The sequence below is a fragment of the Achromobacter animicus genome (genome assembly GCF_040775605.1).
GTDB classification, from domain to species: Bacteria; Pseudomonadota; Gammaproteobacteria; order Burkholderiales; family Burkholderiaceae_B; genus Achromobacter; species Achromobacter animicus.
The window spans coordinates 1,151,499-1,173,544 of the sequence record NZ_JAYGJK010000001.1 but is presented as its reverse complement, the minus strand read 5'-3'; the positions used below and the strand labels follow the sequence as shown (position 1 = coordinate 1,173,544).

The window sequence follows — 22,046 nt, the reverse complement described above, 5'->3', positions numbered from 1 at the left end:
CCGGTTGCATCAGCCTACTGCCAGCCGTAGCGGCGCACCCAGAAACCCTTCAGCGCCTGCGTCAGCACGCAATACCCGAGCAGGATGCCGACGAGCCAGGGGAAATAGCTCCAGGGCAGCGCCTGCAGCTGGAAGTATTCCGCCAACGGCGAGAACGGCAGCACAAGGCCCAGCGCGATCACCATCAGCGTCATACCCATCAGCGGCCACGAGGCGCGGCTTTGCAGGAAGGGAATCCGGCGCGTGCGGATCATATGCACGATCAGCGTCTGCGACAACAGGCCTTCGACAAACCAGCCGGACTGAAAGAGCGTCTGGTGTTCGGGCGCATTGGCCTGGAACACGTACCACATGACGGCATAGGTGGCGATATCGAAGATCGAGCTGATCGGGCCGAAGAACACCATGAAGCGACCCAGGCCGTCCGGGTCCCAGCGCTGCGGCTGCTTCAGCAGTTCCTCGTCGACGTTGTCGAACGGGATCGCCGTCTGCGAAATGTCGTACATCAGGTTCTGCAGCAGCAGGTGGATCGGCAGCATCGGCAGAAACGGCAGGAAGGCGCTTGCGACCAGCACTGAAAACACGTTGCCGAAGTTCGAGCTGGCCGTCATCTTCAGGTACTTGAGCATGTTGCAGAAGGTCTTGCGGCCTTCGATCACGCCGTCCTCCAGCACCATCAGGCTCTTTTCCAGCAGGATGATGTCGGCAGCCTCTTTCGAGATATCCACCGCCGAATCCACCGAAATGCCCACGTCGGCTGCCCGCAGCGCCGGCGCGTCATTGATGCCATCCCCCATGAACCCCACCGTGTTGCCCTGCGCGCGTAGGCTGCGCACGATGCGTTCCTTGTGGATGGGCGACAGGCGGGCGAACACGTTGGCCTCGCGCACGGCGGCGGCAAGCTCCTCGTCGTCCATCGCCTCGATCTCGGCGCCCAGGTACACCTTGCGCACGTCCAGTCCCACTTCGCGGCAGACCTTGCGCGTGACCAGTTCAACGTCGCCGGTCAGCACCTTGACCTCGATGCCCGAGTCCTTCAGCGCGGCCAGCGCGGGTCCCGTCGACTCCTTGGGCGGATCCAGGAAGGCGATGTACCCCACCAGCACCAGATCGGATTCGTCTGCGATGCCATAGGCCTGCTGCGTGGGCGGCAACTCTTTGACGCCCACCGCGATGACGCGCAGGCCATCGCGGTTCAGACCGGCGGTCACGCGGCGGATATCGGCGCGGCGGGCGTCGGTCAGCGGATGCACCTCATTGCCGACGCGCAGCCGCGTGCAGGCCGAGAGCATTTCCTCGAGCGCCCCCTTGCAGATCAGTTCGTGGTGGTCGCGGCCGTTCTCGGTCTCATTCACCACGACGGACATGCGGCGGCGCGAGAAATCAAACGGGATCTCGTCGATCTTCCGGTAACGGCCCGCCAGATCCAGGCTGCGCGCGACCTCGGCATGCTCCAGCACCGCCACGTCCAGCAGGTTCTTCAGGCCCGTCTGGTAGTAGCTGTTCAGATACGCGTACGCCAGCACGTCGTCGCTGGCCGCGCCATACACGTCGGTATGGCGCTCGAGCACGATGCGATCCTGCGTCAGCGTGCCGGTCTTGTCGGTGCACAGCACGTTCATGGCGCCCAGGTTCTGAATCGCATCCAGGCGCTTGACCACCACCTTGCGGCGCGACATGCGCACGGCGCCCTTGGCGAGCGTCGCGGTGACGATCATGGGCAGCATTTCGGGCGTCAGTCCCACCGCGATGGCCAGCGCAAACAGCAGCGCCTCGAGCCAGTCACCCTTGGTGAACCCGTTGATCAGCATCACCACCGGCGCCATGACGAGCATGAAGCGGATCAGGATCCAGCTCACGCGATTGATGCCCTGCTGGAACTGCGTGGGCGCGCGGAAGGTCTGCGTGACGCGGCCCGCCAACTGGCCAAAGTACGTGTCCGAGCCGGTGGCCACCACCAGCGCGCTGCCCGCCCCGCTGACCACATTGGTGCCCATAAAGGCAATGTTTTCGAGCTCGAGGGCATTGGCCGATTGCTCACGCGGGGACATGTGCTTTTCGACGGGCAGCGATTCGCCCGTCAGCGCGGCCTGCGCAACGAAAAGGTCCTTGGCGTTGAGGATGCGGCAATCGGCGGGGACCATGTCGCCCGCGGACAGCAGCACCACGTCGCCGGGCACCAGGTCGGCCAGCGGCACTTCGCACTGGTGCGAGCCGGTGGCATGCAGGGCGGCGCCGAAGAAGCGCCGGCCATTGCCCGCGTTCGGCGATCCCGAGGCTGGCGCTCCGGCGGCCGGCGCTCCGGCGGCCGGCGCTCCGGCGGCCGGCGACCCGGCATCGCTGCGCAGCACCGTCGCGGTGTTGCGCACCATCGCCTTCAGGGCTTCGGCGGCGCGGTTCGAGCGCTGCTCCTGCACGAAGCGCAGCACCGTCGAGATCACCACCATCGAGCCGATGATTGCGACGGCCGTCCAGGACTGTTCCTCGGGCGCGGCCATGCGCACGTCGGTCAGCCACGACAGCACGGCCAGCGCAGTCAGCAGCAGATTGAACGGATTGCGGTACGACAGCCACAGGTGCGCTGGCCAGGACAGCGGCTTTTCGTGGTCGACCTCGTTGGCGCCGTGGCGTTCGCGCGCGGCCAGCGCCTGGGCGTCGGACAGGCCGCCCCAGCCGCTGCCGAACCGCTCGAACAGCGAATCGAAACCGAGCCGGGACGTCTCGACCATACGCTGGCTGGCGCGGCGGGCGGCTTCGGACGAAGCCGCGGCCTGATCCCCGCCTTGCTCGAGAATGGGGGCGCGGCGAAAATGCCGGCCGGTGCGGCGCAGACGCGCAGCGGAAGAAAAAAAGGACTTCAGGAAAGCAAACATGGGAGTGCTCCGCATTTATTAAAGTTGTTGCGGGAGACACGGACGACCCTGCCGGCGGCGGCCGCGCGCGGGCAGCAGCGGGCCGCGGCGTTTCCGAGGAAATGCCGTGGGACCGCCACTGACGGGCGTGCGCAGGCGCCGGAGCAATGTTGCCGGTGTCCGGATCGCGTCTATGGCGCGCCGGGTGCGGAAAACGGAAAGGGAGCGGGCGGTGGAATCAGGACCGGGCGCCGGGGCGCGCAGGGCGCGTGCTGGGCCGGGGATTCCAGGCTGCGGGTTCCGTACGGACCGGGATGTCTATCCGGCCAGTCGGCTCGCAGGGAGATGACGGGTCAGATAGGCATGCCGGAGCCGCGCACAGGGCGCAATCGAGGCTCTGGGTCTAAGGCGCTAGGCATGATTTCTCCTGGGTTGAAAGAAAAGGCGCGATCAGGCCAATGCGGCCTGCGCGCCGAAATGCACGTGACGGACAGCAGGGTTGGCGCTCAGACGGCGCGCTTGCGTCATCAGTTCCGCCCGCAGCTCCGGGGGGCAATTGACGGTGATGCAAGCCGATGCGAGATCCGGCTCCTGGCCTTGATCGATCTGCACTTGCGCGACATCCAGGCCGGCGGCGCTGAAGTCCAGGCAGATCTGCTTGCGCAGGGCGCCGAGCTCACCGCGAGGACAGATCACCGTCAGCCGGGACGTGCCGCGACGGCGGCCCAGGGCGGTGGCACGGTCCACGCCAGCGCGGCGCAGGAACAAGTCGAAGAAACGCATAACGACCTCCATGACAAGAAGGCGGAGCGTGATCGCGAACACGAGCGCAGCCGGACAACGCCCTTGCGGCGGGCACGACGAACGTGCACGAACGCTGGCGCTGCGACTAGCGGCGGTTCTGGCGGTTTATGTCGGGGGGAGTCCCGGCAGACCGAAGGCCTGCACTATGGGCCGGGCTGATGCCTGGCGCTTGGGATACACCGCAACCTGAATGACAGGATGCGGCAGACGGAGTTCTGCGTGGATCCTGTCAGACAGCGACGTCGATGCAAGATCGACAACTTTCGCCGGAATCGGTATTCACGAAGACAACTCCTGGGATGGAAAACACGGCGAGTTTACGCGGGTTTGTACTGATGGACAAGGGTCTGACGCACTTTTGACACACAAATGAAGCAAAGCCGGACAGGCACGGAGCGGCCTGCCCGGCAACTGCGCTCAGGCGTAGAAGTGCCAGCCCAGATAGCCGGCGAACAGCGCATACAGTCCGCCCACCGCCGACAGCGCCGGCACGCTCATGGCCGCGCGGCGGAAGCGCATCCACAACAGGCCGATGGACACCATGGTGAAGAGACCTGCGGCCAGCAGGGGCGCATCCAGCACCCACGGCGTCATGAAGATGCCGAGCGCGCTGGGGATGGTGGCCTGGATCATCATGGCGCCCGAGATGTTGGCGAGCGCCAGACGCTCCTTGCCCTGGCGCACCCAGATCAGCGCGTTCATGATTTCCGGCAATTCGGTAGCCACCGGCGCCAGCAGCAGCGCGGCCACGTGCGGCGACGCGCCCATCGCAATGCCGAGCAGTTCGATCTGGTTCACGAAGACGTGCGACGCGCCGGCGATCACCACCAGCGCCATGATGGTCTGCGTGGCGGCCCAGAACATGGTCGGGTTCTCGTCGCGGGGTCGCAGCTTGAGCGGCTCGAGATCCTCGCAGTCCAGACATTCCTCGTCGTTGCTCAGCTCGCGCTTGATGTAGAGCGCGTAGGTGGCCAGAAACACGAAGCCCAGCCACGGCTTCCAGGCGAAGGCCAGCAGCCCCAGGCCCACCTTGAAGATGAAGATGCCCATGAACCAGGCTTGGTCGCGGGCCAGCCGGCGCTGGTCCGCGTTGATACAGTCTGCCTGCGCGGGTTGGCCGCGGCGCGCGCGCCACAGGGCCAGGCCGACCACGGCGTAGGCCAGCGTGGCCAGCACGAGAGGACCGCCCATTGCGGCGCCGACGCCGATGTCCTTTTGTTCTGGGGTATCGCCGAAGACAACGGCCATGAAGGTGACGGCGCTTTCCGGCAGCGCGGTGCCGAAGGCCGCCAGCACGGTGCCGGTGGCGGTCGCGCCCAACTGGAAGCGATGACCGACCCATTCGACGCCGTTGACGAAGAACTCGCACGCGACGTAGATCACTGCCGCGGACAGGAAGAACAGAAACAGGGTGAGCAACATGGGAACGCGGCCGGACGAGCAGATACCATTGGCGCGACGCAGCGGCTCGCCCGGCCAAGGGTGAACGCTACGCGGCCAAAGGTCTCGCCTGGCTGATCCACGCGGCGGCAAGCCGGACGTGGGTGCCGTCAGCGCCATGGGGTTCTAGCGGCTGCTCCGCAGCACTGAACCACCAAGTCTGTTGACGCTGACTCCTTTAGGGGAAAAGGATGGCTACTCCCCAATGACAGAGCGGCGATTGTAGCAGCGGTTCGCGCGCCGTCCAGTCATCACCGCGCCGTCCTCGCGGATTCGCGCGCCGGGGTGTTGCATTCGCGGGATGGCGGGTAAAGTAGGCCCCATCTTTCGCCCTTGCCGGGGTGCCCGCCCCGACCCGCCCGCCATGAGCCTGCCTCCCGACGACATCGCCCCTTTCGCCGCGCGGCGCCAGCGCCTGATGGAGCGCATGCGCGCAGACGGTGGCGGCATCGCGATCCTGGCGACGGCGCAGGAAGCCATCCGCAACCGCGACGCGGAATACCCCTTCCGGCACGACAGCGACTTTTTTTACCTGACCGGCTTTACCGAACCGGACGCGTGGCTGGTCCTGGTTGCCGGCGCCACGGACCGGGCCGTGCTGTTCTGCCGGCCGCGCCATGTCGAGCATGAACTCTGGGAAGGCAAGCGCTTCGGCCCCGAGGCTGCCGCGGCCTACTTCGGCTTTGACGACGCCCACCCCATCGACGCGCTGGACGAGCTGGTGCCCGCGCTGATGCTGGACCACCCCACGCTGTACGCGCCGCTGGCCGGCGACAAGCGCACGGATGGCCGCCTGCGCCGCTGGCTGGCCGCGGCACAGGAAAAGAGCCGCGGCGGGCACACGCCACCGACGCGGCAGCAGGACGTGCGTCCGCTGTTGGCCGACATGCGGCTGATCAAGGACGCCTCGGAGATCGCGGCGATGCGGCGCGCGGCCAAGATATCGGCGGGCGCGCACGCGCGGGCCATGCGCGTTGCGCGGCCGGGCATGCGCGAATACGAAATCGAAGCCGAGCTGCTCTATGAATTCCGCCGGCATGGCGCGCAGTCGGTGGCGTACAACAGCATCGTCGCCGCCGGGGCCAACGCCTGTGTGCTGCACTATCCGGCCGGCGAGGCGGTGCTGCGCGACGGCGATCTGGTGCTGGTCGATGCGGGCTGCGAGGTCGACAGCTACGCCAGCGACATCACACGCACGTTTCCAGCGAACGGCCGCTACAGCGGCCCGCAACGCGCGCTGTACGACCTGACGGTGGCGGCGCAGGATGCTGCGGCCCAGGCGACCGCGCCGGGCCGCACCTTCAACGACGCGCACGAGGCCGCCCTGCGCGTCCTGGCGCAAGGCATGCTCGATCTGAAACTGTTGAAGGGGTCGCTGGACGGCGTGCTGGAATCGGGCGACTACAGCCGCTTCTACATGCACCGGACCGGCCACTGGCTGGGGCTGGACGTCCACGACGTGGGCGACTACCGCCAGCCGGGCACGGCAACCGGCGCGGAGCGGCCGTGGCGCACGCTGGAAACCGGGATGATGCTGACGATCGAGCCGGGCATCTATGTGCGCCCGGCGGACGACGTGCCCGAGGTCTACTGGAATATCGGCATCCGCACCGAGGACGACGCGCTGGTCACGGACGAGGGCTGCGAACTGATTACCCGAGGCGTCCCGGTGCAGGCCACCGAGATCGAGGCGCTGATGCGCGAATAGCGCGGCGGAGCAAAAGACTTACAGCACGTAGCCGTCGAGCCAGCCCATGGCCACCCACACGTAGACCACGACCATGGCGATAGCGAACATGGTGACGATGGCGCCGACCAGGCAGGCCAGGATCGCCACCAGCACCGGGCCCCAACCTGTCGACGACACCTTGTCCAAGCCCGGATTGCAGAGCCGATCGAATTTCTCGTCCGGCATCAGCGAGTAGACGGCGCTTTCGATGAAGCCGTCGATCATCGGGATGAAGAGCAGGAAGAACGCGGGGTTGTCGTACCAGACCGGGTAGAAGCGGAATGCGCAGAACAGGCACACGGCGGCGAACGCGGTGACCAGCCACGCGTGGCGCCGGCCCAGATACCACCAATGCGCCCCGAAGGCGCCAAGCAGGCAGGCCAGCAGCCCCACCACAACCTTGCTGCGGGGGCGGCGGGCGGATACGGCGGAAAGCGAAGAGGAAGCCTGAGCCTGCGTCATGTCAATCAACCGGTAAGGGAGCCGTGGCGCCGGGCTGCGGCGGCTGCCGCGATTGTAGTGGACGAGTAAAATCCGGGCATGACTTCCTCCGCCTACGACATTGCGATTCTTGGCGCCGGCCCCGTGGGCCGCGTATTGGCCCTGATGCTGGCGCGCGTGGCGCCCGATCCGGCGCGCATCGCCCTGCTCGCGGGCAGCGCACCGGTCCCCGTCACGCCGGCCGCGGCCATCCCGGCCGCAGATCCGCGCGTGCTCGCCATGAACCACGGCAGCCGGGTGCTGCTGGAGTCGCTGCATGCCTGGCCCGAACGCTCGGCCGACATCCGCAACATCCATGTGTCGCAGCGCGGCCGGTTGGGCCGCACGCTGATCCAGCACACCGATTTCAACGTGCCCCAACTGGGCAGCGTGGTGGCCTATTCCGGGCTGTACGCCAAGCTGGACGAATGCGTCGCGGCGTCCGGCGTCACCGTGCTGGCCGGTCCGCCGGCGCAGATCGGCCTCCAGGATGCCGACGGCGTGCGCATCCAGCAGGGCGAAACACAAATCCTTTGCGGCGTTGCGGTGCAATCCGACGGCGCCGGCGCCACGGATGTGCGGCGCGACTACGACCAGCACGCCGTGCTGACCACCGCGCAGGCCACCCTGCCCCGGCGCGGCTGGGCCTGGGAACGGTTCACGTCCGAGGGCCCGCTGGCGCTGCTGCCGCACCCGCAGACGCCGGACGCCTATTCGGTCGTCTGGTGCAGCGCGCCGGACCGCGCGGCCGAATTGGCGGCGCTGGATAACGCCGCGTTTTCCCACGCACTGACGCAGGCCTTCGGCGAACGCCTGGGCCGTCTGTCCAGCCATGCGCCCCGCCACGTTTTCCCGCTGGCGCTGTCCGCCCGCCGCGCACAGGTGCACGGCCGCGTGGCGGCCATCGGCAACGCGGCCCAGACCTTGCACCCGGTGGCGGGGCAGGGTTTGAACCTGGGCCTGCGCGACGCGGCGCGGCTGGCGCAGACCCTGGCGGGCTGGCTGGCGAGTCGCGCTGCCAACGCCGGCTCAAACCCCGGCCCCGCGCTCGCCGAATTCGCCAGCGCGCGCCATCTGGATCGTTTCATCACCGCCGGGCTCACCGATTTCATGCCGCGCATCTTCGCCACCGGCCTCGCGCCCGTCGAACACGCCTGCGGCGCCGCGCTCTTGGGGATGGACCTTGCCTCCCCGCTGCGCGCCCCGCTCGCGCAGCACCTGCTGCAGGGATTCCGCGCCTGACCTCCCTTCGATCCGGCCCCGCATAGGGGCTGGATCGCCCTCTTTTCTTCCCTGTTTGTTACCAGGCCCTCGCGCCCCAAAAATGGGGGTTCGATCGAGCCGGTTAAAATGTGAGCATGCGCATAGGCCAGTGGACCCTTCCCAACAACGTTCTTGTCGCGCCCATGGCGGGCGTGACGGATCGTCCTTTCCGCCAGCTTTGCAAGAAGCTGGGGGCGGGTTACGCGGTGTCCGAGATGGCCGCCAGCAACCCGAAACTCTGGGACAGCGTCAAGACCTCGCGCCGCCTGAACCACGATGGCGAGATCGCCCCGATTTCCGTGCAGATCGCCGGGGCGGACCCCGCCATGATGGCTGAGGCGGCCGTCTTCAACGCCAACAAGGGCGCCCGGATCATCGACATCAACATGGGATGTCCGGTCAAGAAGGTGTGCAATGTGGCGTCGGGATCGGCGCTGTTGCGCCATGAAGACCTGATCGTCCGCATCCTGGACGCGGTGGTCGCCGCCTGCGCGCCACTTGGCGTGCCCGTCACCCTGAAGACCCGCACCGGGTGGGATCGCAACAGCCGCAATGCATTGCGCGTCGCGAAGCTGGCCGAAAACGCCGGCATTGCCGCCCTCACGCTGCACGGCCGCACGCGGGCCGACCTCTATACGGGCGAGGCGGAATATGACACCATCCGCGCCGTCAAGGCCGAAATCGGCATCCCCGTGATTGCGAACGGAGATATCGACTCGCCCGCCAAAGCCCGGCATGTCCTGGATTACACTGGCGCCGACGCGGTCATGATTGGCCGGGCGGCCCAGGGCCGTCCGTGGATCTTCCGCGAAATCGACCACTACCTGCGCACGGGCGAAACACTGGCCCCTCCCTCTTATAGGGAAATGCGCGAGCTGCTGCTCGAACATCTCGACGACCACTACCGTTTCTATGGCGAGCACACCGGCGTTCGCACCGCGCGCAAGCACATAGGCTGGTATGTGGACGGCCTGCCGGGCGCGGATTCGTTCTGCGCCGGCATGAACCTGATCGACAACACCCGCGACCAATGGCGGGCGGTGGCGGACTGGTTCGACACGCTATCACGCGACGGCGCCCCTACCCCGGCGCCGGCCGCAGAAGCCCTATTGGCGGCATGACCGCCTAAACACCAACATAAAAATATCTGTACTCAAATGAGCAAGAAAGATGTCCTGGAAGAATGCGTGCGCGCCAGCCTGGAGCGCTATTTCGAAGACTTGGGCGAGTCCGAGCCCCACGATATGTGGGACATGGTCATGCGCTGCGTGGAGCGCCCGGTGCTTGAAGTAGCGTTGGAGCGGTCGGGCGGCAACCAGTCCCGGGCGTCCGAGATGCTGGGCATCACCCGCAACACCCTGCGCAAGAAGTTGCTGGCGCACAATATCCAGGTTTAGCTTTCCCCCGCGCGGGCGGCGCATGCTTGGCGCCGCCGCCCCCTCCAGATTTCCCATCCGACCAGAACGAGAAAGGCGTCTCCGCCCCACTCCGTCCCATCATGAAAATCGAAACCGCCCTGCTTTCGGTGTCCGACAAGACCGGCATCGTTGAATTTGCCCGCGCCCTGGCCGCGCGTGGCGTGCGCCTGCTGTCGACCGGCGGCACCGCCAAGCTGCTTGCCGATTCCGGCCTGACCGTCACCGAAGTGGCAGCCCACACCGGCTCGCCCGAGATCCTGGACGGCCGCGTGAAGACGCTGCACCCGAAGATCCACGGCGGCCTGCTGGCCCGCCGCGACAGCGCCGAGCACATGGATACGATCAAGGCGGCCGGCATCGATCGCATCGACATGCTGGTGGTCAACCTGTACCCGTTCCGTGAGACGGTCGCCAAGCCCGACTGCACGTTTGCCGACGCCGTCGAGAACATCGACATCGGCGGCCCTGCCATGCTGCGCGCTGCCGCCAAGAACCACGGCACCGAAGCCGGCGGCGTGACGGTCGTGATCGACCCGGTCGACTACTCGCGCGTCCTGGCCGAAATGGACAAGGGCGGCTCGACCTCCTACGGCCTGCGCCTGGCGCTGGCCGCCAAGGTCTACGCACACACGGCCTCGTATGACGGCGCCATCGCCGCCTACCTGACCAGCCTGACCGAAGCCGAACCCGTGCAGGAAGCCGTGCCCGCCCGCAACGAATGGCCCGGCACGCTGACGCTGCAGGTCAAGCAGGAACAAGCCCTGCGCTACGGCGAAAACCCGCATCAAAGCGCCGCTTTCTACGTGGACGCGCAGCGTCCGGCGGGCCTGCTGGGCAGCTACCGCCAGCTGCAGGGCAAGGAACTGTCCTACAACAACATCGCCGACGCCGACGCGGCGTGGGAATGCGCGCGCAGCTTCGAGGCGCCCGCCTGCGTCATCGTCAAGCACGCCAATCCGTGCGGCGTGGCCGTGGCCACCGACACGCTGGGCGCGTACCAGCAAGCCTTCAAGACCGACCCGACGTCGGCCTTTGGCGGCATCATCGCCTTCAACCGCCCGGTTGACGCCGCGACCGCCGAAGCCGTCAGCGCGCAATTCCTGGAAGTGCTGCTGGCCCCTGCCTACGACGGCGCCGCGCTGGCCATCCTGGCCGCCAAGAAGAACGTGCGCGTGCTGGAAGTGCCGATGGGCACGGGCCAGAACGCCTTCGACATCAAGCGCGTGGGCGGCGGCTGGCTGGTGCAGACGCCGGACGCCTATAACGTGCCGCGTGACGCCCTGAACGTTGTCACCAAGCGCCAGCCCACCGAACAGGAAATGAACGACCTGTCGTTCGCCTGGAAGGTCGCCAAGTACGTCAAGTCCAACGCCATCGTGTTCGTGGGCGGCGGCATGACGCTGGGCGTGGGCGCCGGCCAGATGAGCCGCATCGACTCGGCGCGCATCGCCTCCATCAAGGCGGAAAACGCCGGCCTGACCTTGAAGGGCTCGGCCGTGGCGTCCGACGCGTTCTTCCCGTTCCGCGACGGCCTGGACGTCGTGGTGGCGGCGGGGGCGACCTGCGTGATCCAGCCGGGCGGCAGCGTGCGCGATGACGAAGTCATCGCCGCCGCCGACGAGCACGGCATCGCCATGGTGCTGACCGGCACCCGCCACTTCCGCCACTGATGCGCGTCCTCGGCATCGATCCCGGCCTGCGCCGCACCGGCTTCGGTGTGATCGATGCCGAAGGCTCGCGGCTGCGTTACGTGGCCAGCGGGACCATCGTGGTCCCGCCGGCGCTGACGCTGTCCGAACGCCTGAAGGTCATCCTGGACAATCTGCGCCAGGTGGCCCGCGACACGCAACCCGACGTGGCCGCGCTGGAAATCGTCTTCCTGAACACCAATCCCGCTTCCACCCTGCTGCTCGGGCAGGCGCGCGGCGCGGCGCTGTGCGCGCTGGCCGACAGTTCGCTCGACGTGCACGAATACACCGCCCTGCAGATCAAGAAAGCCGTGGTCGGCACCGGCCGCGCGGCGAAAGAGCAGGTGCAGATGATGGTGCAGCACCTCTTGGCGCTGGACGGCGTGCCCGCCCCCGACTCGGCCGACGCGCTGGCCTGCGCGATCTGCCACGCGCACGTGGGTCCGCTGCAGGACAAGCTGGAACGCCTGGGCAGCGCGCTGCGCATGGGCGGCAAGACCCGCATCCGCAACGGCCGGCTGATCGGCTGATCCCCGCTTTCCCTTTTTCGCTGCGTCACATCACGCCTACGCGGCCCCGCCCGCTCGCGCGCCCGCACGTATAGAATCCCCGCATCTGCCGCGCATTGCGCGGCTCCACCATTGCCAGGCCTCTCACCATGATCGGAAGAATCACCGGAACCCTGATCGAAAAACTGCCCCCCACGATCTGCGTGGATGTGGGCGGGATCGGGTACGACATCGACGTGCCCATGAGCACGCTGTATTCGCTGCCCGACACGGGCGCGCGCGTCACGCTCTACACGCACCTGACCGTGCGCGAAGACGCGCACATCCTGTATGGCTTTGCGTCGGCGGGCGAGCGCAGCGCGTTCCGCGAGCTCATCAAGGTCAGCGGGATCGGGGCGCGAACCGCGCTGTCGGTGCTGTCGGGTTTGTCGGTCTCGGATCTGGCGCAGGCCATCACGCTGCAGGAGTCGGGCCGCCTGACCCGCGTGCCGGGTATCGGCAAGAAGACCGCGGAACGCCTGCTGCTGGAGATGCGCGGCAAGCTGGGCGCGGACATCGGCGCCGCGGCGCACGTCACGCACGACAACCAGTCCGACATCCTGAATGCCCTGCTGGCGCTGGGCTACTCCGAGAAGGAATCGCTGTCGGCGCTGAAGACGCTGCCCGAGGGCGTGGGCGTGTCCGACGGCATCAAGCAGGCGCTGAAGGCGCTGGTGCGCTGAGTAATCGCGCTAGGCCGTCTTGCCGTGCTGCAGGTAGCGCGGCGCCACGGCTTCCAGCCCCGTGGGCACCACATGCAGCTCGGGGGCGATCGGCCCGCCGCATACGTTGTCGCGGCGCAGGGAATCCAGATTGTCGCGCGACATCAGCGGCGTGCCCGGCATGCATTCGAACAGCCGGGCCTGCATGCGACCCACCCCCATCGGGATGCTGATGACGGGACGCGGATGGCCGCTCCAGGCGGCGCACAGCCGCGCGATCTCGCCCAGCGTGTAGACCTGCGGTCCACCCAGTTCGTAGGTCTTGCCGCAGGTATGCGAGTCGGCCAGCGCCGTCGTCATGGCGGTCACCACGTCGCCCACATAGATGGGCTGCATGCGCGCGTTGGCGCCAGCCAGCGGCAATACCGGCAGCCAGCGCGCCAGCGACGCGAACATATTGGTGAAGTTGTCGTCGGGGCCGAAAAGCACCGACGGGCGGAAGATGGTCCAGCCGATATCGCCGCGGTCTTGGTAGGCCGCCTTGATGGCGGCCTCGCCGTCGCCCTTGGAGCGCTGGTACATGCTGTCGCCGCTGGAATCGGCGCCCAGCGCGCTGACGTGCAGCAGGCGACGCACGCCGTGGCGCACGCAGGCCTGCGCAATGCGCTGCGGCAGATGCACGTGGGCCCGCGCGAAGTCCGACCCATATGGCCGGCCCAGATTGCCATGCAGGATGCCCACCAGATTCACGACGGCATCGCAGCCCCGGACCATGCCGTCGAGCGCGGCGTCATCATGGATGTCCGCCTGAAGCAGCGTGACGGTGGGAAGTAATTGCAGGTCGCGTCCGCGTGCAATGAGCCGCGTGGGCACGACGATCTGATGCGGGTCCGCGCAAAGCCGTGCTACCAAGTGGCGGCCGATGAAGCCCGTGCCGCCAATGACAAGGATACGCATGGCGTAGCCTCCGGTTCGTCAGGATCGAGGTTCGATTCTGCCTTGCCAGGTCGGCAGGCGCAAGCGCGCGCAGGGCGCACGCCGCGCGCGCCGCTTGATGCGCGTCAGCCCGCCAGCAGCCGGGCGTAGGCCGGAAGGTCGACGTTGCCGCCGCTGATGATGACGCCGACCCGGGCCCCGCGCACCGGCACCACGTTCTGCATGACGGCCGCCGCGGCCAGGCAGCCCGTGGGTTCCACGACCATCTTCATGCGCTCGGCAAAGAACTTCATGGTCGTGACGAGCTGTTCATCCGTCACCGTGACGATGTCGCGCACGTACTTCTGGATGAGGGGGAACGTGATGTTGCCCAGGTGCGTGGTGGCGGCGCCATCGGCCAGCGTCTTGGGCGCGGGGATTCGGACGATTTCACCCTTGCGCAAGGACTGCTGCCCGTCGTTGCCGGCTTCGGGCTCGACGCCGTACACCAGGCAGCGCGGGCTGAGCGCGAAGGCGGACAGGGCCGAGCCCGACAGCAGGCCGCCGCCGCCCAGGCACACGAACAGGTAGTCCAGTTCGCCGACTTCCTCGAACAGCTCCTTGGCGGCGGTGCCCTGCCCCGCGATCACGTCCTCGTGGTCGTACGGCGGGATCAGCGTAGCGCCGGTTTCGGCCTGGATGCGGCGGGCGATGGTCTCGCGGTCTTCGGTGTAGCGGTCGTACGTGACGATCTTGCCGCCGTAGCCTTCCGTGGCCGCGCGCTTGGCCGCGGGCGCGTCCAGCGGCATGATGATCGTGGCCTGAACGCCTTGCAGCTTCGAGGCCAGCGCGATGGCCTGCGCGTGATTGCCCGACGAGAACGTCACCACGCCGGCGGCACGCTGCTCGGGCGTGAGGCGCGCGATGGCGTTGTAGCCGCCCCGGAACTTGAACGCGCCCATGCGCTGGAAATTCTCGCACTTGAAGAACAGCGACGCGCCGGCGATGGCATCGGCGGTGGCCGAGGTCAGGACGGGCGTGCGGTGTGCGTTGCCGGCCAGGCGCTCGCTGGCGCGCACGACGTCATCATAGGAGGGCAATTCGGGCTGCATGGAATAAGGTCCTTAGATCGCGAGGGGGAAACGAAACCCTCGGATCATAAACCCGTCGCGCGGTTTGCGCGCCGCCCGTTGGCATGACGGCGCGTGGCGCGGATTATTTGCCGAAGAGGTCGCCGCTGCCGCCGGTGGCGGTGCCCGCAGGCGGCGCCAGGCCCAGGTGGCGCCAGGTGGTCAGCGTGGCGGTGCGCCCGCGCGGCGTGCGTTGCAGGTAGCCGTGCTGGATGAGATACGGCTCGATGACGTCCTCGATCGTGTCGCGCTCTTCGCCGATGGCCGCGGCCAGGCTGTCCACGCCGACCGGGCCGCCATCGAACTTGTGGACGATGGCTTCGAGCAGCTTCCTGTCCATCAGGTCCAGCCCTTGCGGATCGACTTCCAGCATGGCAAGCGCGCGGCCCGCGACGTCGGCGTCGATCGTGCCGCCCGCCTTGACCTCGGCGTAGTCGCGCACCCGGCGCAGTAGACGGTTGGCGATACGCGGCGTGCCGCGCGCGCGCCGCGCCACCTCGGCTGCGCCGTCCGGCGTGATGACGGCATTGAGCAAGCCAGCGCTGCGCGTCACGATGTGGCCGAGATCGGCAGCGTTGTAGAACTCGAGCCGCGAGACTATGCCGAAGCGGTCGCGCAGCGGATTGGTCAGCATGCCGGCGCGCGTCGTGGCGCCTACCAGCGTGAAGGGCTGCAGATCCAGCTTCACGCTGCGCGCGGCCGGGCCTTCGCCGATCAGGATGTCGATCTGGAAGTCTTCCAGCGCCGGGTAGAGGATTTCCTCGACGACGGGCGACAGGCGATGGATTTCGTCGATGAAGAGGACGTCGTTCTTTTCCAGGTTGGTCAGCAACGCGGCCAGGTCGCCCGGGCGTTCGAGGACCGGGCCTGAGGTCTGGCGCAACTGCACGCCCATTTCGTGGGCGATGATGTGCGCGAGCGTGGTCTTGCCCAGGCCCGGCGGGCCGAAGAGCAGGACGTGATCCAGGGCCTCGCCGCGCTTTTTGGCCGCTGCGATGAAGATCTCGAGCTGTTCGCGGGCGCGCTGCTGCCCGACGTACTCCTGTAACGCCTTGGGCCGCAACGCGCGTTCGATCGACTCCTCGTTGGGCGACACCGGCTGCGGCGCCACGATGCGAGGGGCGTCGGGACGGGAGGAAAGCGAATCGGACTGGATGGCCATGGTGCGGGGTACGGGCAAAGGACGAAGCAGGATGAATCGTACCGTAGCGCGGCCCGCCCCGGGGCCGCCCCGAGGACACGTCGGGCAGGCGGCCTGCGATCAGGCGGCCTGCGATCAGGCGGCCTGCGATCAGGCGGCCTGCGGTCAGGCAGCCTGGGACAGCGGCAGGCGCACGCGCACGCACAGGCCGCCGGATTCGGCCTCGCGCAGTTCGAGCGATCCGCCGTGCGCCCGCGCGATGGCCTCGGCCAGGGCCAGGCCCAGGCCCACGCTGCCCGTGCGGGTGCGCGCGTCGTCCAGCCGGCTGAACGGCCGCAAGGCCTCCAGGCGGCGTTCGGGTACGATGCCCGGGCCGTGGTCGGCCACGTCCAGCACCGCGTGCCCTTCTTCGCGGCGCAGCGCGATGTCCACCGGCGGCGCGCCGTGGTTCAGCGCGTTGCCGATCAGGTTGTCCAGCAGACGGCCCAACGCCACGGCGTCGGCCTGCACCACCGCCCCACTGGCATCCTGGGCGGTGTCCAGGCCGATGGCGGTGCCGGCGCCCTGCCAGGCGCCCACGCGCTCGGTCAGCCATTCGGCCAGCACGATGGGCGCATAGCGGTAGGCCGCCGGATCGGTGCCTCGCACGAAGCCGATGAACTGATCCACCATGTGCTGCATGTCGCGCAGGTCGGTGCGCAGGCCTTCCTTCAGCGTGGAATCGTCGGCCATTTCAACGCGCAGCCACATGCGCGACAGCGGCCCCTTCAAGTCATGCGGCAGGCCGGAAAGCAGGGTGCGCCGCACCGAGTCGGATTCGGACAACGCATCCAGCATGGCGTTGAAGCGTTCGCCCAGCACGCGGGTTTCATGTGGCCCCGATGGCTCCACGCGCTGCGGCTGGCCGGCGGCCAACTGGTCCGCGGCATCGGCAAGGCGCGTGATCGGCCGCGTGATGTGCCACGAAAAGCCCACGGCCAGGAGCAGCAGGAGGCCCAGACCGCCCAGCCAGGCGGCGATGAAGGGCGTAGCCACGGGCGGGTCCAGCCGTTCCAGCGGAATGACCAGCCACTCGCGCAGCCGCGGTGCGTCTTCGGTGGCCGGGTTGGGCGCCAGCGAAATGAAGATTTCCGGCGTGGGGCCGCGCGACAACGCCACGCGCGTGCCGTCGTTCAGGCGTTCGTTGAGCTGCTGGACCAGCACGCGCAGATCGCGGCGGATGTCGTCGGGCTCGGGCTTGTAGCGGCGGTTGGACTCCTCGCGGTCGCGGGCGCCATCGCCGGTGCGCTGCGCGTCGCCGCGCCCGTCGGCCTGGGCGGCGTGCGTGTCGCGCTCGTCGTCGCGGACTTCGGGCGGCGGGGGCGGCGGCGGCCCGTGAAATTGGGCATCCTGGGAGGACGGCGGCGGCGGAGGCGGCGGGCGCGGCGCGGCGCGTGGCGGTGGCGGACGGCGGCCGTTGAAGCGCTGCAGCTTGGCTTCGGCGGGCAGCACACGCGACCACAACCGCCACTGGTTCTGCGACGCGGCCCGCACGAAATCGGCGCGGTCTTCGGCCGGCACCTGGGACACGGCGGCCCGCAGCGTGCGGATGGTGGTGACGATGTAGCCGATGGCCACGTCTTCCATGAACTTGTGCCGGAAGTAGGACACGGTCACCAACGTGGCGGCCTGCGTCAGCAGGACGGATCCCAGGATCAGCAGGATCAGCCGTGCCCGCAGCGAGCGGGGCACCAGAATGCCGGGGGAAAAGCGCATCAGGGCGAGAACCGGTAGCCGATGCCCCAGACGGTCTGAATCCAGCGCGGCTGCTTGGGATCGTCTTCGATGACGCGGCGCAGGCGCAGGATTGCGATGTCGATCGCGCGGTCGTTGCGCTCGCCGGCGTCGTCGTCGCGGGCCAGCGCCAGCAGGCGTTCGCGCGACAGCGGCTTGCCGGCGTTGCGCACCAGGGCTTCAAGCAGGTTGATCTCGCCGCCCGTCAGCTTGACGACGGTGCCGTCGCGGGACAGCTGACGCGTGGACGGATCGAACACGAATGGTCCGAACGAGACCGGCGCGTCCTTGGTGAGCGCGGACGGGCCGCGCTTGCGGCGCAGCACGGCCTCGATGCGGGCCAGCAGTTCGCGGGGATCGAAGGGCTTGCCGACGTAGTCGTCGGCGCCGGCCTCCAGGCCGATGATGCGGTCCACGGCTTCGTCGCGCGCGGTCAGCAGGATGACGGGAATGTCCTCGCCCTGCTCGCGCAGGCGGCGGCAGGCATCGGCGCCGTCGCCGCCGGGCAGCATGCGGTCGAGCACCAGCAGATCGGGCGCGTAACGGGTAATGCGCGAGGAAAGGTCGGTCGCGTCCGGGGCAAGCAAAGTGTCGTAGCCATGCCGGTTCAGGTAGTCGGCCAGCAATTGGCGCAGCGCCGGATCGTCGTCGACGACCAGCAGCTTGGTGTGGGAATTGTCCATGGGCGTCATAGTGCGGCGCGTCGCCGTCGCCCGCAAGGGGCGGGAAATCATCTGAAATATACCCGTTGCACGATGTACGGATGATGTGTCGGGCTTTTTGCAACGGGGGTCCCCTCGCCCCCGAACTGGCCCTAGAATGTCGCTTCGCCTGCCGCCCTTCGTGGACTTTCCTAAAGATCGTTTACAGATGCCCGGCAGGGTGCTCCCTACACTGTCCCCATGGCCGCCACAGCTAACCCCTGGCGCAGAGGGCTGTTGCACGCGGCGCTGACGGCGGGCCTGGCCTGGCCGCTGGCGCCCGCTTTTGGTGACGAGCCCGACGTGTCCCCTTTTACTTGGACGCCGCCCCCGGCGGGCGACGTCACGCGCGTGGCGCGCGGCATCGGCGTGCTCTCGCCGGTTCAGTCGCTGCCGGTGCGCCCCGCCCCGTCGCTGGAAGATCGGGCCGTGCCGCTGGATCCGACGCCGTGCGACCTGCACGCGACGGAACCCGGCATGGACACCACGGTGCGCGATGGCGCTGACGACCCGGCCGAAGGCTTCATCCCCGGCACCGGCATGGGCCTGACGGGCAACGCGCCGACGGTCCCGCTGTCCTGCGATCCCCTGGCAACGCCGGCTTCCGCCGTCGACATCCCCCCGGACTACTCGTTTGCATTGGAAGACGGCGATCTCCCGAAAATACCCGTGGTGGTGATTTCCGGGGTTTCCCGCCCCTCGCGCCCCTGGTTCTCGTCCGTCGGCGGACTGGATGGCCTGCGCTATGGCGGCAGCCGCAACTGGGTCTACAACAACACCGTCGGCCCTTCTCTCACCGTGGGCAACGTCAATCCGAATGCGCCCGCGTGGGGCAGCGGCGCGCCGGTGGGCGGACTGCAGATCGCCAACTGGGGCGGCAGCGGCGCCACGTTGCCCGAGGGCAGCTTCGGCTACTCGTCATCGGTGGGCAAACTGAACCTGATGGACCCAGCCGCCAAGTCCGGCGCCGTGGACTACGGCGCGTCCGTCGGCAGCGGCAGCGTGCGCTACGGGCTGACGCCCGTGGTGACGGTCGAAGGCCAGATGCAGAGCGCCCCGTCCCTGACCACCCGCGGCGTAGGCACCACGTACAACGCCGGCGAATTCGGCACCTTCCGGGCCGGCGCCACCCAAAGCACCTTCGATGCGGCCAGCGGCTACCGCTACCGCTTCGGCTACAGCATCGACGTGGCCGACACGGTGACGCTGGGCTACACCAACGAGCAGATCGGCGCAGGCTACGGCGACCTGTCCACCTATTCCGACGGCGTCGCGTCCACGGCCCAGACGCGCAACACCGTATCGGCGGGCGTCCCGTTGTCCGGCTGGGGCACGCTGAGCGGCACGTATTCCGGGCTGCGCGAAGGCTCGGTCCTGGCCGAACAGCGCGTGGGCCTGTCCCACAGCATGTTCGTGGCTCCGAAGGTCAAGCTGGCCGTCGGCGCCGACCGCGACATCGTGACGGGCGACTACGGCTGGCGCGCCAACCTGAGCATGCCGGTCGACACCTTCATGCGCGGCACCTGGCTCAGCTGGTAAGTGCCGGATAGCGTGGCCAAAATCTCCCTCCGGAACGGGCGGCCGGGATTTGGGGCTTAAAATCGCTGCCATGATGCTTCCGGCCTACCCCCATGTCTGACGCGCGCGCCCTCGGCGTGTTGCAGCGCGTTTTCGGTTACGAATCCTTCCGCGGCGACCAGCAAGCCATTGTCGAACAGGTGATCGGCGGCGGCGACGCGCTCGTTCTCATGCCCACGGGCGGCGGCAAGTCGCTCTGCTACCAGATTCCCTCGTTGGTGCGCGAAGGCACCGGCATCGTCGTCTCGCCCCTGATCGCGCTGATGCAGGACCAGGTCGACGCGCTGACCGAACTGGGCGTGCGCGCGGCGTTCCTGAATTCCACGCAGGATTGGCGGGTGGCGCGCGAAGTTGAACAGGCCTTTCTGGATGGCGAGCTCGACCTGCTCTACGTCGCCCCCGAGCGCCTGCTGACCGACCGCTGCCTGCAATTGCTGGACCGCGGCCGCATCGCCCTGTTCGCCATCGACGAAGCGCACTGCGTGTCGCAATGGGGTCATGACTTCCGGCCCGAATACCTGGGCCTGTCCATGCTCCACGAGCGCTGGCCCGACGTGCCGCGCATCGCGCTCACGGCCACCGCCACCGCCGTCACCCGCACCGAGATCGCGCAGCGCCTGTCCCTGGATGAAGCGCGCCATTTCGTCTCGAGCTTCGACCGTCCCAACATCCGCTACCGCATCGTCGAAAAGAACGAGGTGCGCAAGCAGTTGCTGGACATGATCCGCACCGAGCACGAAGGCGAATCCGGCGTGGTGTACTGCCTGTCGCGCGCCCGGGTCGAAGAAACAGCCGAATTCCTGTGCAATCAGGGCATCGATGCGATGCCGTACCACGCGGGCCTCAGCCCCCAGATCCGGGCGGCCAACCAATCGCGCTTCCTGCGCGAGGACGGCGTGGTCATGGTTGCCACCATTGCGTTCGGCATGGGCATCGACAAGCCTGACGTGCGCTTCGTGGCGCACATCGACCTGCCCAAATCCGTCGAAGGCTACTACCAGGAAACCGGCCGCGCCGGCCGCGATGGCTTGCCCGCCACCGCCTGGCTGGCCTATGGCCTGCAAGACGTGGTGCAGCAGCGCCGCATGATCGACGAATCGCCCGGCGACGAGTCCTATCGCCGGCGCCTGGGCCAGCAGCTCGACGCCATGCTGGGCCTGTGCGAAACGGTGGAATGCCGGCGCGTGCGTCTGCTGGCTTACTTTGGGCAGCAGATCACCGCCTGCGGCAATTGCGACGTCTGTCTGGATCCGCCGCAGGCGTGGGACGGCACGGTGGCGGCGCAGAAGGTGCTGTCAGCCGTGTACCGGCTCTGGAAAGAACGCGGCCAGCGCTACGGCGCCGGCCACATCATCGACATCCTGCGCGGCAAGGTCACCGACCGCACCAAGCAGCATGGCCACGAGTCGCTCAGCGTGTTCGGCGTGGGCGCCGACCTCTCCGACACCGCGTGGCGTGGTGTGCTGCGCCAGCTGTTGGCGCAGGGCCTGCTGACCGTGGACAACGAAGGCTTCGGCACGCTGGCCCTGACCGAAGGCAGCCGCGCGGTGCTCAAGGGCGAGCACCAGCTCATGCTGCGGCGCGAATCCGAAAAGAAGCCGCGTTCCGGCAAGACGGGCAGCGGACGGCCCAAGGCGGCGGCGATCGACCTGCCGGCCGAACTGCAGCCGGTGTTCGAGGCACTGCGCGCCTGGCGCGGCGAAGTCGCCAAGAGCCACGGCGTGCCTGCCTACGTGATCTTCCACGACGCCACGCTGCGCGAGATCGCGCTGGCGCAGCCCGAGTCCATGGACGAACTGAGCCACATCAACGGCGTGGGGGCCCGCAAGCTGGAAGCCTACGGCGAAGAAATCCTGCAGCGGGTGGCGCGGCCGGTGCTGTAGCGCCCGGGTAGCGCCCGAGGCCGGGCTGAATGCCTGTCCGG

At 68.0% G+C, this 22,046-nt stretch carries 18 protein-coding genes and 1 riboswitch; of the genes, 9 read left to right on the top strand and 9 right to left on the bottom strand.

The genetic code is table 11. The features are described from left to right. Positions 1-14 precede the first annotated feature (14 nt). The 3 genes from mgtA to AB3147_RS05185 all read right to left on the bottom strand — a co-directional run bounded on the left by mgtA (position 15) and on the right by AB3147_RS05185 (position 5,078). Positions 15-2,873, bottom strand: coding sequence for a magnesium-translocating P-type ATPase (mgtA, locus tag AB3147_RS05195; RefSeq protein ID WP_367351513.1), 2,859 nt, complete (start codon positions 2,871-2,873; stop codon positions 15-17). A gap of 429 nt (positions 2,874-3,302) precedes the next feature. Continuing rightward, a complete protein-coding gene (locus AB3147_RS05190) occupies positions 3,303-3,635 on the bottom strand; it encodes a hypothetical protein (protein WP_175123192.1) in 333 nt (110 codons plus the stop codon). Between the two features lie 438 nt (positions 3,636-4,073). After that, complete coding sequence (locus AB3147_RS05185; RefSeq protein WP_175123193.1) at positions 4,074-5,078, bottom strand: sodium:calcium antiporter; 1,005 nt, start codon at positions 5,076-5,078, stop codon at positions 4,074-4,076. A gap of 43 nt (positions 5,079-5,121) precedes the next feature. Next, a riboswitch (yybP-ykoY riboswitch) is annotated at positions 5,122-5,313 on the bottom strand. 147 nt (positions 5,314-5,460) lie between these two features. On the opposite strand from AB3147_RS05185, the gene AB3147_RS05180 reads away from it, so the two are divergent. Continuing rightward, the gene (locus AB3147_RS05180) at positions 5,461-6,804 is read left to right on the top strand and encodes an aminopeptidase P N-terminal domain-containing protein (protein WP_367351512.1); all 1,344 of its coding nucleotides are present in this window, start codon (positions 5,461-5,463) and stop codon (positions 6,802-6,804) included. 18 nt (positions 6,805-6,822) lie between these two features. Here AB3147_RS05180 and AB3147_RS05175 read toward each other — a convergent pair whose 3' ends face one another. Next, the gene (locus AB3147_RS05175; protein ID WP_239215388.1) at positions 6,823-7,287 is read right to left on the bottom strand and encodes an NINE protein; all 465 of its coding nucleotides are present in this window, start codon (positions 7,285-7,287) and stop codon (positions 6,823-6,825) included. Between the two features lie 78 nt (positions 7,288-7,365). Between AB3147_RS05175 and AB3147_RS05170 the strand changes: the two genes are divergently transcribed. The 6 genes from AB3147_RS05170 (at position 7,366) to ruvA (ending at position 12,905) form a co-directional block, all read left to right on the top strand. Further along, a complete protein-coding gene (locus AB3147_RS05170; protein ID WP_175137189.1) occupies positions 7,366-8,547 on the top strand; it encodes a UbiH/UbiF/VisC/COQ6 family ubiquinone biosynthesis hydroxylase in 1,182 nt (393 codons plus the stop codon). Positions 8,548-8,663: 116 nt separating this feature from the next. Beyond that, positions 8,664-9,689 carry a tRNA dihydrouridine synthase DusB gene (dusB, locus tag AB3147_RS05165; protein ID WP_175184421.1) on the top strand — a complete coding sequence of 342 codons (1,026 nt, stop codon included), beginning with the start codon at positions 8,664-8,666 and terminating at the stop codon, positions 9,687-9,689. Positions 9,690-9,725: 36 nt separating this feature from the next. Beyond that, positions 9,726-9,965 (top strand): helix-turn-helix domain-containing protein, encoded by a 240-nt coding sequence (locus AB3147_RS05160; RefSeq protein ID WP_006217670.1) that lies wholly within the window; start codon positions 9,726-9,728, stop codon positions 9,963-9,965. Positions 9,966-10,066: 101 nt separating this feature from the next. Next, positions 10,067-11,656 (top strand): bifunctional phosphoribosylaminoimidazolecarboxamide formyltransferase/IMP cyclohydrolase, encoded by a 1,590-nt coding sequence (purH, locus tag AB3147_RS05155; protein WP_367351511.1) that lies wholly within the window; start codon positions 10,067-10,069, stop codon positions 11,654-11,656. Further along, entirely contained in the window at positions 11,656-12,204 is a 549-nt protein-coding gene (gene ruvC, locus AB3147_RS05150; protein ID WP_142050713.1) for a crossover junction endodeoxyribonuclease RuvC, read from the top strand. The genes purH and ruvC overlap by 1 nt, the downstream gene beginning before the upstream one ends. A gap of 128 nt (positions 12,205-12,332) precedes the next feature. Further along, the gene (gene ruvA / locus AB3147_RS05145; protein ID WP_239215391.1) at positions 12,333-12,905 is read left to right on the top strand and encodes a Holliday junction branch migration protein RuvA; all 573 of its coding nucleotides are present in this window, start codon (positions 12,333-12,335) and stop codon (positions 12,903-12,905) included. Positions 12,906-12,914: 9 nt separating this feature from the next. Here ruvA and AB3147_RS05140 read toward each other — a convergent pair whose 3' ends face one another. The 5 genes from AB3147_RS05140 to AB3147_RS05120 form a co-directional block, all read right to left on the bottom strand. After that, positions 12,915-13,841: a complex I NDUFA9 subunit family protein gene (locus tag AB3147_RS05140; RefSeq protein ID WP_175123199.1), complete on the bottom strand. Its 927-nt coding sequence runs from the start codon at positions 13,839-13,841 to the stop codon at positions 12,915-12,917. A 104-nt stretch (positions 13,842-13,945) separates the two neighbouring features. Then, entirely contained in the window at positions 13,946-14,911 is a 966-nt protein-coding gene (locus AB3147_RS05135; RefSeq protein ID WP_175123200.1) for a threo-3-hydroxy-L-aspartate ammonia-lyase, read from the bottom strand. A gap of 103 nt (positions 14,912-15,014) precedes the next feature. Next, complete coding sequence (gene ruvB, locus AB3147_RS05130; protein ID WP_175123201.1) at positions 15,015-16,091, bottom strand: Holliday junction branch migration DNA helicase RuvB; 1,077 nt, start codon at positions 16,089-16,091, stop codon at positions 15,015-15,017. Positions 16,092-16,235: 144 nt separating this feature from the next. Next, on the bottom strand, positions 16,236-17,825 hold the full coding sequence (locus AB3147_RS05125; RefSeq protein ID WP_367351510.1) for a sensor histidine kinase: 1,590 nt from the start codon (positions 17,823-17,825) through the stop codon (positions 16,236-16,238). Next, the gene (locus AB3147_RS05120; RefSeq protein WP_008158717.1) at positions 17,825-18,526 is read right to left on the bottom strand and encodes a response regulator; all 702 of its coding nucleotides are present in this window, start codon (positions 18,524-18,526) and stop codon (positions 17,825-17,827) included. Before AB3147_RS05120 ends, AB3147_RS05125 begins: the two co-directional genes overlap by 1 nt. 219 nt (positions 18,527-18,745) lie before the next feature. On the opposite strand from AB3147_RS05120, the gene AB3147_RS05115 reads away from it, so the two are divergent. Together AB3147_RS05115 and recQ are read left to right on the top strand one after the other, a co-directional pair. Further along, the gene (locus tag AB3147_RS05115; RefSeq protein WP_255596164.1) at positions 18,746-20,083 is read left to right on the top strand and encodes a fimbria/pilus outer membrane usher protein; all 1,338 of its coding nucleotides are present in this window, start codon (positions 18,746-18,748) and stop codon (positions 20,081-20,083) included. Between the two features lie 92 nt (positions 20,084-20,175). Further along, the gene (gene recQ / locus AB3147_RS05110; protein WP_175123203.1) at positions 20,176-22,005 is read left to right on the top strand and encodes a DNA helicase RecQ; all 1,830 of its coding nucleotides are present in this window, start codon (positions 20,176-20,178) and stop codon (positions 22,003-22,005) included. Positions 22,006-22,046 lie beyond the last annotated feature (41 nt).